Genomic DNA, 12481 nt, shown 5'->3' with positions numbered 1-12481 from the left:
GACGAGCAGAGGCCGTCTGCCCATAACCTTGCAGCCAGTTGCAATCACCATAAAAACAACAGGATTCCTGATGGAAGCTATAACTAATTTCTCTGTAAAAATGGTGCAGCGGTATCTGCCGAGCGCCTTTCTATTGGCAGTCCTGCTGACCTTCATCGTGTTGCTGATGGGGGTTGGCATCACCGGCCAATCGCCCATGGACATGGCCAGTTACTGGGGCGATGGATTTTCCAAGCTGTTTACCTTCGGCATGCAGATGGTACTCGTGCTGCTAACCGGCTATGTGCTTGCACTGAGCCCGGCAGTCCAGGCCATGCTCAGCGGTTTTACCAAGCACGCCAGCACCCCCAAACAAGCATTGGTGTTGACCATAGTGGTCAGCTTTGTTTGCTATTACCTCAACTGGGGTTTTGGCATGGTGGCAGGCGCCATCCTCGCGCGGGAAATGGGCAAACGCGTTGCGATTCACTTCCCGTTGATCGTGGCCGCTGCATATGGCGGCGAACTGGTGCGCGGCCCCTCGTCATCGATTCCATTGGTAATCGCCACACCTGGGCATTTCATGGAGGATACGCTGGGTATCATTCCTGTCTCGCAGACGCTTTATTCAAGCTGGAACATCATCCTCACCCTGTTGCTGCTGGTTTTACTGGTGGGATTCTTTTTGCTGCAAAAGCAACCCAAGGACATCATCCGCCTGCAAGACACCGATGAGGATATCCAGCAGGAGGCGCCCCTCAGCAAAAAAGACATGGCCCCTTCTGACCGGCTTGAACACAGTCGCTGGCCGATCCTCCTGCTGGGCTGCCTGGCGGCGGCCTATCTGGTTGGACAAATCGTCCACAAAGGTTTCAACGTAAACCTAAACACCATCATCCTGTTCTTTCTCGCGCTCGGCCTGATCCTGCACAAAAACTCGGTTTCCTACACCAAGGCTGCCAGCAAGGCCGTTACCGCCGGCAGTGGCATTATCGTGCAGTTCCCACTGTACGCCGGCATTGCCGGGATGATGACCGGCTCAGGGCTGGTGACCGAGTTCTCCCAGGCAATCATCCACATCGCCACGCCGGAAACCTTTCCGCTGCTGACCTTCCTCTGCGCGGGCATAGTCAACTTCTTTATTCCGTCCGGTGGCGGACAATGGGCGATCCAGGGTCCGATCATGATGAACGCCGCTCACGCCCTGGGCGCAGATCCTGCACAAACCATCATGGCCTTTACCTGGGGCGATGGCTGGACCAATCAAATCCAACCCTTCTGGGCCTTGCCACTGCTGGGGGTTGCTGGCCTCTCGGCTCGGGATATCATGGGCTACCTGATTATCTGGCTGGGCATCTCCGGCGTGGCGATTGGTGGCACATTCGTCGTGCTTTCGATGATGGGCTAAGCAACAGCTTCCATCCACCCCTGGTAAGCCAAGCGCCAATGACACTGCGTCATTGGCGCTTTTTTCAGCACTGCATTTCCCGCTCGCAACAGCCCTCGACATCGCGGTAATTGATCACAGCTGTCTTGGCGACCAAGTCGATATCCAGCCGACAATAAAACTCGCCGTGGCGCCAGCCCATCAACACCCGACTGTCGATCGAGGAGTTAAGCTCGAAGCGACCCTCAAACGCCGGGTAATGACTGCGAAAGCGCATCAGTTCAAGCAAGCGCTGGACCACTGGCCGCTGCATTTGCTGGTCGATTTCCTCGAAGCTGTAGTAATGACGGTTGATGTCACGCGCCTCGCCACTGCTTTCCAACAAGCCATAGTCATTGGCACCGGCCAGCAGGCCGACGTAATACACCTGCGGGATACCCGGAGTGAAGAACTGAATGGCGCGCGCGACAATATAGGCATCATCGTCACACTGCAGCGCTTCATAGAAGGTGCAGGTCAGTTGGTAAATGGCGCCGACGCTATGCACATTCACCGCCGAGCGACGCATGATCGGGTCGGCACTGCGCTCCGAGACATTGGCGACCAATGCCTTGATCTGGTCTTCCGGCAGCACGCCTTCGACATCCGGAATACAAATACCGTCGTGAGTATCGAGCACTGTCACCTGGTTACGCGGGCACATGCGCAGCCAGTTCCTCAGGTACCGGCTGCTGCCTTCGAGCAGGCAATGCAGGATTAATGGCGGCAAGGCGAAGGCATAGGGCCGCATGCCTCGACGGGAGATGGCGTACTGGTAACTGGTGTGATCGTGTACCTCGGGCAGGGTTTCGGCCCCGTATTTCTGGGTCGTATCACGGAACCATTCGAGAATCCGATAGACCTCGGGCTCAACCAGAAAACAACTGCTGCCAATGCGCTTGGTGGTGTAGCCAAATGCATCGAGGCGGAACAACTTGACCCCACGTGCGGCGAGAAAGGCGATATAGCCTTCCATCAACTGATAGGTATGGGCGGCCGTGTAATCCAGGTCGATTTGCTGCTCGGTAAAAGTACACCAGACCCGCCCGCGCTCACCGTTGGCAAACTGCACCTCGCGAAACGGTTCCTTTTCCTTGCGGATATGGATCAGCGCCAAGTCTTGCGGGCTGATGGGACCAAGTCGATCGACCTGTACGAACAGGTCGGCATAGGCCGAGGCCGTGCCGTTTTTAAGAAAATCCTTGAACTCAACCGACTCATCGGAAATATGGTTGATGGTCAAGTCCAGGCACAGGTCATAGCGGGCAGTGATGCGTTCGACATCCGCCCAGGTGCCAAATGCCGGATCCACCTCAGCATGGGTCAGCGGTGAAAAGCCACTGTCGGCATTGGATGGATACAGCGGCAGGATATGCACGCCACCTATGGTGTCGCCCAGATAGCGGTCGATCACGGTGTAGAGGTCAGCAAGGTTATTACCCAGGCGGTTGGGATAACAAATTAGCTGGACAGCATTACGCAGCGACATGGCAGCCTCCTTTCCAGTTCAGCCCTCACGGGCAGTACACGAAAACGCTGCCAGGCGACAGCTTTCGATGCGCTGCCAACTACCCTAGCAAGTATCGCCACGCAGTTGATAAAAAATTGGGGATAAATCTAAATGACCGCCACAAAAAAGGCCGGCACCCTAAGGTTACCGACCTTCTTTCTACACCAAAGTGCAAATTGCCCCAGAACAGCTAGCAAGCGGCAATAAGACAAGGCGCAACGATCAACGGCTGGCCCTGTAATATCGAACGCAGTGGTTTCAGGAGCCCTTAAAGCGGTTTTCCACGATTGCCGTGGGCAGTGACAAAGCCCTGCACCGCTTTGAGGTCATTGGCCAGCACCGTGCAGCGCTCTTCACGCTCGAACAGGTCAGCCAGGTGTGGCGGCAACGCCGGGGCCTGGCCGATATTGGCCTTCTCGACCGCCTCCGGGAACTTGACCGGGTGTGCAGTACCAAGAATGACCATCGGCACGCTCAGGCTACGGCGACACTCACGAGCGGCCTTGACCCCAATCGCCGTGTGCGGGTCGAGCAACTCGCCGCATTCCTTGTAGACCTCGGCAATGGTTTCGCAGGTGGCGGCATCATCCACGGCCAGCGAATCAAACAGCTTGCGGGTTTCGCTCCAGCGATCCTGCTCGACGCTGAAACCACCACCTTTCTTGAAGCTGGCCATCAGTTCGGCAATGGTGGCGCCATTACGGCCATGCATGTCGAACAACAGCCGCTCAAAGTTAGAGGACACCATGATGTCCATCGACGGCGACAGCGTTGGGTGCAGGGTTTCCTTGGCATACTGGTTACCGCTCATAAAGCGATGCAGGATATCATTACGATTGGTCGCCACGATCAGTTGGCTGATCGGCAAGCCCATGTTACGCGCCAGGTAGCCAGCAAAGATGTCGCCGAAGTTGCCGGTTGGCACCGAGAATGCCACCGAGCGCGCTGGCCCACCAAGCTGCAAGGACGCGTGGAAGTAGTAAACGATCTGGGCCATGATCCGCGCCCAGTTGATCGAGTTTACCGCGACCAAACGCGTGCCCTTGAGGAAGCCCTGGTCAGCAAAGCTATCCTTGACCATCTCCTGGCAGTCATCGAAGTTACCTTCGACTGCGATGTTATGGATGTTCTCACCGAGAATGGTGGTCATCTGCCGACGCTGGACCTCGGACACGCGGTTGTGCGGATGCAGGATGAAGATATCGACGTTTTCACAACGGCGGCAGCCTTCAATCGCGGCAGAACCGGTATCACCCGAGGTGGCGCCCATGATCACCACGCGCTCGCCGCGCTTCTCCAGCACGTAGTCAAGCAGGCGGCCCAATAACTGCAGGGCGAAGTCCTTGAATGCCAGTGTTGGGCCATGAAACAGCTCAAGCACCCACTCGTTGCCGTTCAACTGGCGTAGGGGCGCAACCGCACTGTGGGCAAACACGCCGTAGGTTTCTTCAAGGATCTTCTTGAAATCGGCATCCGGGATACTGCCCGTTACGAACGGACGCATGACCCGGAAAGCCAGCTCGTGGTAAGGCAAACCCGCCCAGGAGGCAATCTCTTCCTGGGTGAAACGTGGCAAGTTCTCCGGTACATAGAGACCGCCGTCACTGGCCAGACCGGCCAGCAATACATCTTCGAAATTCAGGGCCGGTGCCTGGCCACGGGTGCTGATATAACGCATATGGTTCTCCCTTAGACCAGTTGTTCGACGCGGATACGCACAACGCTGCCAGCGATATCATCCAACGCCTCGAGCGCGGTGATGGCTTCATCGATCTGCGATTCGACGACACGGTGGGTGACCAGGATCATTGGCACCAAACCGTCATGTTCTTCGACTTCTTTCTGCATGATCGACTCGATATTGATACCGCGAGCCGACAGAATGCTGGCCACCTGAGCCAGAACCCCCGGGCGATCCTTGGCTTGAATGCGCAGGTAGTAAGCGCTCTCGCAGGCATTGATCGGCAAGATCGGGTGATCAGACAGCGCGTCTGGCTGAAACGCCAGGTGCGGCACATGGTTGGTCGGGTCAGTGGTCAGCGCGCGTACAACGTCGACCAAATCGGCCACCACCGACGAAGCGGTTGGCTCCATACCGGCGCCAGCCCCGTAGTACAGGGTCGAGCCCACGGCGTCACCATTGACCATGACCGCATTCATCACGCCGTTGACATTGGCGATCAACCGATCAGCCGGGATCAGCGTCGGGTGTACACGAAGCTCGATGCCCGCTTCAGTACGCCGCGCAACACCCAAATGCTTGATGCGATAACCCAGCGCGTCCGCATAGTTGACGTCCGCGGTGGTCAGTTTGGTGATGCCCTCGGTATAGGCCTTGTCGAACTGCAACGGGATACCAAAGGCAATCGAGGCAAGAATGGTCAGCTTGTGCGCCGCATCGATCCCTTCGACGTCGAAGGTCGGGTCAGCCTCGGCATAGCCCAGAGCTTGCGCCTCAGCCAGCACATCGGCGAAGGCACGGCCTTTTTCACGCATTTCGCTGAGGATAAAGTTGCCGGTACCGTTGATGATGCCCGCCAGCCAGTTGATACGGTTGGCCGCCAGGCCTTCGCGGATCGCCTTGATCACGGGAATACCGCCTGCGACCGCCGCTTCAAACGCAACAATTACGCCTTTCTCGCGGGCCTTGGCAAAAATCTCGTTGCCATGGACCGCAATCAGCGCCTTGTTGGCGGTCACCACATGCTTGCCGTTTTCAATGGCCTTGAGCACCAGGTCACGGGCAAGCGTGCTGCCACCAATAAGCTCGACAACCACTTCAATTTCAGGATTGCTGACCAACTCGAAGACATCGTTGGTAATTGCAGTGCCGGTCGTATCGCATTGCGGGTTAGCTGAACGCTGCGCAATTTGCGCCACTTCAATGCCACGCCCAGCACGTCGCGCGATTTCTTCTGCGTTACGCTTGAGCACGTTGAATGTACCGCCACCGACAGTACCTAAACCACAAATGCCTACTTTGACCGGTTTCACACTGAACTCCCATCTGTACTGCACAAAACGACCGACTCATAAGTCGGTCGCATAAAAAGAGAGCCGCACATTACGAAGCGGCTAGGTATTAGTCAATCTGCCCTGCAACAGGGTCAAATCGCCAGCTATTACTGGGCTGCAAGTGCCTGGGCGCCAAGTTGAGCAGCCGGCTGGTAGCCGGGGATCAACTGACCGTTGGCAAGCACCACAGCGGGCGTCCCACGTACACCGATGGATTGTCCAAGGGCAAACTGCTTGGACACCGGGTTGGTACAGGCTGCAGCCGAAATGTTCTCGCCCTCGACCATTTTATCCATGGCGTCGCGGCGATCCTTGGAACACCACACAGCTTGCAGTTGCTTGTCACCTGCCGAGCCAAGCCCCTGGCGCGGGAAGGCAAGATAACGCACCTCGATGCCTTGCTTGTTCAATTCGGCCACTTCGCCATGCAGCTTGTGGCAATAAGGGCATGTGGTGTCGGTAAACACGGTGATATGGGTCTTGGCCTTGCCCGTCGCCGGGTAAACCACCATTTCAGCCTGTGGAATATTGTTGATGGCCTTGGCGATGCCCTGGCTTTCAGCCTTTTCAGTCAAGTTGACCGGCGCGCCATTTTGCATCTGGAACAAATAGCCCTGCATCACGAACTGGCCATCAGCACTGGCATAAATCACCCGGCCACCTGCAAGCTTGACTTCGTACAAGCCTTTGAGCGGGCTGGCGGTGACGCTCTCGACCGGAACGTCGATCTGCAAGGTGTCCAGCGTTTTACGGATAGCCTGTTCTGCCTCGTCAGCAAAGGCCACACTACTCAACAGTGCCAATGCTGCGCACGCAATAATTCGGGTTAAGCGCATGGGTTCTCCTACAGAGCAGCGCAAATTTCGGAGGCTGGAGACTACCATAATTCGGCCCTGCTGGGCTGCGCCAAACAGCCTCTTATCCGCGCGGATGATGAACCGCATGCAACTCTTGCAGACGGGCCCGGACGATGTGCGTGTAGATTTGGGTGGTCGACAGATCGCTATGGCCTAACAGCATCTGCACCACGCGCAGGTCGGCGCCATGGTTGAGCAAGTGCGTGGCAAAGGCATGGCGTAGCGTATGTGGCGACAATGACTTGGCGATACCGGCAACCTTGGCCTGGTGCTTGATGCGATGCCAAAAGGTCTGGCGCGTCATTTGCTCGCCACGGGCGCTGGGAAACAGCACATCACTGGGCTTGCCACCGAGTAGAAAACCGCGGGCATCCTTGGTATAGCGTTCAATCCAGACAATCGCCTCCTCGCCCAGCGGCACCAGCCGCTCCTTGCTGCCCTTGCCCAATACACGCAGCACGCCCTGGCGCAGGTTCACCTGCTCCAGCGTCAGGCTAATCAACTCGCTGACCCGTAAACCGCAGGCGTAGAGCACTTCAAGCATGGCTCGATCACGCAGACCGATGGGATCGTCCAACTCAGGGGCGGCCAGTAACGCCTCGACATCAGCTTCTGACAGCGACTTGGGCAACGGACGACCCAATTGCGGCAGGTCGATCTGCAGCGTCGGGTCCTGGCTAATTACACCTTCACGCAACAAGTAACGGTAGAAGCCACGCAGCCCGGATAAGAACCGGGCGGTGGAGCGAGCCTTGTAACCTTCATTCAAGCGCCAGGCCAGATGATCCAGAATAACCTCGCGTCCGGCCGCCTCCAGGGTCAGGCCGCGTGAGTCGAGCCAAGCATTTAAATGAGTCAAATCACTGTGATAGGCATCGCGTGTGTGCGCGGAGAGGCCTTTTTCGAACCATAATGCTTCAAGGAACCGGTCAATCAGCGGATGTTCTAGCGTCGGCATAAGTAACTGCTTTAATGTGGCGTGCGCTTTAGGGGTCTCCTGAAAAAAGTAGTTTTTCAGAGACGCCTTAGTCTTCCATAGCAAGTAACGCTGCACCAGTGACAAGGAGTCTTGATGAACGAAACACAAATTTTATTTGCCATTGGCGGCATCGGCGCAGCAGCCCTGGCCAGCCAATGGCTGGCTTGGCGCCTGCGCCTACCAGCCATTTTATTTTTACTGCTAAGCGGCTTGCTGGCAGGCCCTATCACTGGCGTTCTAGACCCTCAAGCACTATTTGGCGACTTGCTGTTCCCCCTGGTATCGCTTGCCGTGGCACTGATCCTGTTTGAAGGCAGCCTGACACTACACATGTCAGAGTGGAAAGAAATCGGCACCGTGGTTCATCGCCTGGTGACTTGGGGCGCGCTAATCACCTGGGCGGTCATTGCCTGCGCGACCCACTATTTGCTCGGTTTCAGTTGGGAGCTGGCACTGCTTTTCGGCACCTTGACGCTGGTAACAGGCCCAACGGTCATTGTGCCGATGCTGCGCGTGGTGCGCCCCAAAGCCTCAATTGCCAACATCCTGCGCTGGGAAGGCATTGCCATCGACCCCATAGGCGCACTGCTTGCGGTCGTGGTCTTCAGCTTTATCGTCAGCATCGACGATGGCAGCCCATGGGGCCATAGCTTCTCAACCTTTGGTGCTGTGATTGGCACGGGCGCGCTACTCGGGGTCATTGGCGGCTGGCTCTTTGGCCAGGTGCTCAAGCGCCACTGGCTGCCCGAATACCTGCACAACCTCGCATCCCTGGCCGCCGTGCTGGGTATTTTCATTACTTCCAACCAGTTGATGCACGAGTCTGGGCTGCTGGCGGTGACCGTCATGGGCATGTGGCTGGCCAATATGCGTGGCGTTGATGTCCGGCAAATCCTCCACTTCAAGGAAAACCTGAGCGTTTTGCTGATTTCCGGGCTGTTCATTCTGCTCGCCGCGCGCCTGGACCTGAAAGCATTGATTGCCCTCGGACCTGTGACCTTGGTATTGCTGGCGATTATCCAGTTTGTCGCCCGGCCACTCAGCGTATTTGCCTGCACCCTTGGCTCGAACCTGAACTGGCGCGAGCGAAGCCTGCTGGCCTGGATCGCTCCACGCGGGATTGTCGCGGCGGCAGTATCGGCCATCTTCGCCCTGCGCCTGCAAGAGGCAGGTGATGAGCAAGCAGTGTTGCTGGTACCGCTTACATTCCTGGTGATTATCGGTACCGTGGTGCTGCAAAGCGCCACTGCGCGCCCCTTGGCGCGTCTGCTGAAGGTCGCCGAGCCCGCGCCCAGTGGATTCCTGATCGTTGGCGCCAACCCGGTGGCCCGCGCCATGGGCAAAGCCCTGCAAAGCCTTGGCAACCGCGTATTGCTCACCGACTCCAGCTGGGAAAACACCCGCGCAGCACGCATGGCCAACCTGCCGACCTACTTCGGCAACCCGACTTCGCAGCACGCCGAAGCCAATTTGGACATGGTTGGCCTTGGCCACCTGATTGCACTGTCGCCTTCCAGCGAGCTAAACGCCCTGGCCTGCATGCATTTCCGCCATGACTTTGCCTCGACAAACCGCTTCACCCTGCCCTCTGGCAGCGACAGCCGACGTTCGGACAAGCATCGCAGCAGTGACGGTGTGCGCGGCCGTAACCTGGGCAGCGAAGCCATCAGCTTTCCACAGTTTGCCAGTCGCCTGAGCAAAGGCGCGGAAATCCGCACCACCACGCTGAAGTCCGCATTCGGCTGGAAGGAGTATCAAGAGCTGCACGGGGACAGTGCTCTGCTGCTAATGGCGAGAGACCCCAAAGGCTGGATCCACGTCGCCACTCAGCCTCTGGATTTTGAACCTGAAGCCGACTGGACGCTGGTGTCATTGATTGATGACGTACCAACCTGCACACCAGCGGCCAAAAGCGAACCAACAACGCAGTCCGACACAGCCGCCGCGGCCCCCAGCACCAACCAGTAATAACAGCGCGGCAAGCTGAAAAGGCGCCTATCAAGGCGCCTTTTCAGTGCTTGCAGAACGCTTATGCGTCTTGCGGGAAGTCTGGCAAGACAGGTACTGGCCGCTTGTCATCATCAATGGCGACGAAGCTGAATACACCGCTGATTGCGCGCTCAACACCGTCTTGATACATGCTTTCAACGAAGACCTCGACCTCGACCTTGAGGCTGGTATTGCCGACCTTGATGACCCGTCCAACCAGCTCAACAATCGATCCTGCTGCAATCGCATGGTTGAAGTCGATGCGATCGGTGGACACTGTTACCAGCGAGCGCCTGCAAAAGCGCGTCGCAGCAATAAACGACACTTCATCCATCCAGGCCAGCGCTGTTCCACCGAACAACGTGTTGTGATGATTGGTCGTCGGCGGGAATACCGCCTTGGCAACGCGCGTGGTGGAAAGCTCGATGCGGCGCTGGATTTCTTGTTCACGAGGGGTCATGACATAGCGGCCTGTAGTTAAGCGTTGAGTAAGCATAATCATTGTAGGGTGCAACAACGCGAAGCCTGCCCACCCGAAGTCGAATATCCACCAATAAAGCGACGCATGCCCGACTGATCATGCTTAAACGAAAAAGGCAGCCCGTAGGCTGCCTTTTTTCAAGGAAAAACGTCTTACGACAGTTTTTCCTTGATGCGTGCTGCCTTACCAGACAGGTCACGCAGGTAGTAAAGCTTGGCTTTACGAACGTCACCGCGACGCTTAACGGCCAGGCTGTCAACCAGCGGGCTGTAGGTCTGGAAAGTACGTTCAACACCTACACCGTTGGAGATCTTGCGAACAGTGAAAGCACTGTTCAGGCCACGGTTACGCTTGGCGATTACGACGCCTTCGAAAGCCTGCAGACGCTGACGGTCGCCTTCCTTAACTTTTACCTGAACGACAATGGTGTCGCCAGGAGCAAAAGGAGGGACTTCTTTGCTCATCTGCTCAGCTTCGATCTGCTGAATGATTTTGTTGGTCATGCTGCGCTCCTAAGACAAGCGGTCTGGCTTGTCATCGATACATTAACTATCGTCCCGCTGGCGGATGTATTCCTCCAGCAGCTTCTTCTCTTCCCCAGAAAGCGAGCGGCTATCCAGAAGATCAGCGCGTCGTTCGTGCGTCCTACCAAGGGACTGCTGCAAACGCCAGCGCCGGATGTGTTCATGGTTGCCGCCAAGCAGCACCTGTGGAACACGTTTATCCGCATACACCTCCGGGCGGGTGTAGTGCGGGCAGTCAAGTAAGCCATCCGTAAAGGAGTCTTCCTCGGCCGAACCTGCATGACCTAATGCACCAGGCAAAAGGCGCGTTACCGCATCAATCAGAACCATGGCTGGCAGCTCACCGCCAGACAAGACGTAATCCCCGATCGACCATTCTTCATCGACATGCGCTTCAATAAAGCGCTCATCGATGCCTTCGTAGCGACCTGCGATGAGGATCAAAGCCTCTTCGTTTACCAGTTCGCGTACTGCTGACTGAGTCAGCTGGCGACCTTGCGGCGAAAGATAAATCACCTTCGCTTTTTCACCTGCGGCGTGCTTGGCATCGAGCAAAGCATCCTCAAGCGGCTTGATCTTCATTACCATGCCCGGACCGCCACCAAAAGGTCGATCATCCACTGTGTGATGACGATCGCTGGTGTAGCTCCGCGGATTCCAACAAGTAAGCTGCAACAGCTCTTGTTTCACCGCACGGCTGGTAATGCCATATTCGCTGATGGCAGCAAACATTTCCGGGAACAACGTAATGACTTCAACGCGCAAGCTAGGCATGGCGCTTAGAAGTCCGCATCCCAGTCAACCCGCATTTCGCCAGCACTCAAGTCAATCGACAACACGCATTGCTCGGTATAGGGCAACAGGCGTTCGCGATCATCAAGGCTGTCGGCGCAGGCTTTGACCACCATCACATCGTTGGCGCCGGTCTCGAACAGATGGTCAATCTTGCCGAGCAACTGCCCTGCCTGATCAATCACCTTAAGACCTTCCAACTGATACCAGTAGAACTCGCCATCGGTTAGTTCCGGTAATTCGCTGCGAGGCACGCAGATCTCAAAGCCGGCGTAAGTACGCGCAACCTCGCGATCATCGAGACCTTTCAACTTCGCTACCAGGACCTTGCCTTGCAAGCGCCCACTGGCCACTTCAACTTGCTTAACCTCGTTGTCACGCCTGAGCGTCCAACGCGGGTAATCGAGCACGTTATCGATTGGATCGGTAAAGGAATACACCTTCACGTCGCCTTTCACGCCATGCACCGATACGATCTTGCCGAGGACAACCAGGTCTTCAGCTGGGGCTGGCGTTGTGCTCATAAATACTTAGGCTGCAGCCTTAGCATTTTCCTTCAGCAGCTGAGCAACACGCTCAGACGGCTGCGCACCCTGGCCAAGCCAGTAAGTAACGCGTTCTTCGTTTACGGACAGCTTGATTTCGTTACCCGATGCAACTGGGTTGAAGAAACCAACACGCTCAACGAAACGACCATCGCGCGCATTGCGGCTGTTGGTCACTGTGAGGTGGTAAAATGGGCGCTTTTTAGAGCCGCCACGGGCTAGACGGATGGTTACCATTAAACTTCGTTCCTGTAGTCGGTGCTGCAAAACTGATAATGCAAGCATCGGGCACTAGGCCCGAAAGGCCGCATATTCTAAGGATAATCCGGTTTTTTGCAAATAACTTTTTGCCTCCACCGGTCGAGGCCCTGACTTGGCATGCCT

Annotated in this window: 12 protein-coding genes; 2 read left to right on the top strand and 10 right to left on the bottom strand. The window is 56.6% G+C overall.

Translation table 11 applies throughout. The annotated features are described in order from the left end of the window. Positions 1–70 precede the first annotated feature (70 nt). Complete coding sequence (locus CHB79_RS01395; RefSeq protein WP_010484701.1) at positions 71–1387, top strand: short-chain fatty acid transporter; 1317 nt, start codon at positions 71–73, stop codon at positions 1385–1387. Positions 1388–1451: 64 nt separating this feature from the next. Here the strand turns inward: CHB79_RS01395 and gtfA are convergent, their stop codons facing one another. The 5 genes from gtfA to xerD form a co-directional block, all read right to left on the bottom strand. After that, positions 1452–2894 (bottom strand): sucrose phosphorylase, encoded by a 1443-nt coding sequence (gene gtfA, locus CHB79_RS01390; protein WP_010484699.1) that lies wholly within the window; start codon positions 2892–2894, stop codon positions 1452–1454. 289 nt (positions 2895–3183) lie between these two features. Beyond that, positions 3184–4593 carry a threonine synthase gene (gene thrC, locus CHB79_RS01385; protein ID WP_089358654.1) on the bottom strand — a complete coding sequence of 470 codons (1410 nt, stop codon included), beginning with the start codon at positions 4591–4593 and terminating at the stop codon, positions 3184–3186. Between the two features lie 11 nt (positions 4594–4604). Beyond that, positions 4605–5909 (bottom strand): homoserine dehydrogenase, encoded by a 1305-nt coding sequence (locus tag CHB79_RS01380; protein ID WP_010484695.1) that lies wholly within the window; start codon positions 5907–5909, stop codon positions 4605–4607. A 128-nt stretch (positions 5910–6037) separates the two neighbouring features. Next, a complete protein-coding gene (gene dsbC, locus CHB79_RS01375; RefSeq protein WP_089358653.1) occupies positions 6038–6766 on the bottom strand; it encodes a bifunctional protein-disulfide isomerase/oxidoreductase DsbC in 729 nt (242 codons plus the stop codon). 82 nt (positions 6767–6848) lie between these two features. Then, complete coding sequence (gene xerD, locus CHB79_RS01370) at positions 6849–7745, bottom strand: site-specific tyrosine recombinase XerD (RefSeq protein WP_089358652.1); 897 nt, start codon at positions 7743–7745, stop codon at positions 6849–6851. Positions 7746–7859: 114 nt separating this feature from the next. Here xerD and CHB79_RS01365 point away from each other — a divergent pair, with 114 nt between their 5' ends. Continuing rightward, a complete protein-coding gene (locus tag CHB79_RS01365) occupies positions 7860–9734 on the top strand; it encodes a cation:proton antiporter (RefSeq protein WP_089358651.1) in 1875 nt (624 codons plus the stop codon). Between the two features lie 61 nt (positions 9735–9795). On the opposite strand, the gene CHB79_RS01360 is transcribed toward CHB79_RS01365, so the two are convergent. From CHB79_RS01360 to rpsP, 5 genes are all read right to left on the bottom strand, one after another. Beyond that, positions 9796–10215, bottom strand: a complete 420-nt coding sequence (locus CHB79_RS01360) for an acyl-CoA thioesterase (RefSeq protein ID WP_010484686.1) — start codon at positions 10213–10215, stop codon at positions 9796–9798. 173 nt (positions 10216–10388) lie between these two features. After that, on the bottom strand, positions 10389–10739 hold the full coding sequence (gene rplS / locus CHB79_RS01355; protein ID WP_010484685.1) for a 50S ribosomal protein L19: 351 nt from the start codon (positions 10737–10739) through the stop codon (positions 10389–10391). A 42-nt stretch (positions 10740–10781) separates the two neighbouring features. After that, entirely contained in the window at positions 10782–11534 is a 753-nt protein-coding gene (gene trmD, locus CHB79_RS01350) for a tRNA (guanosine(37)-N1)-methyltransferase TrmD (RefSeq protein WP_089358650.1), read from the bottom strand. Positions 11535–11539: 5 nt separating this feature from the next. Then, positions 11540–12076, bottom strand: a complete 537-nt coding sequence (gene rimM, locus CHB79_RS01345) for a ribosome maturation factor RimM (RefSeq protein ID WP_010484680.1) — start codon at positions 12074–12076, stop codon at positions 11540–11542. A 6-nt stretch (positions 12077–12082) separates the two neighbouring features. Then, the gene (gene rpsP / locus CHB79_RS01340; RefSeq protein WP_010484678.1) at positions 12083–12334 is read right to left on the bottom strand and encodes a 30S ribosomal protein S16; all 252 of its coding nucleotides are present in this window, start codon (positions 12332–12334) and stop codon (positions 12083–12085) included. Positions 12335–12481: the final 147 nt, after the last annotated feature.

It is taken from the genome of Pseudomonas segetis, assembly GCF_900188155.1.
GTDB classification, from domain to species: Bacteria; Pseudomonadota; Gammaproteobacteria; order Pseudomonadales; family Pseudomonadaceae; genus Aquipseudomonas; species Aquipseudomonas segetis.
This window is presented reverse-complemented; position numbering and strand designations above follow the sequence as displayed.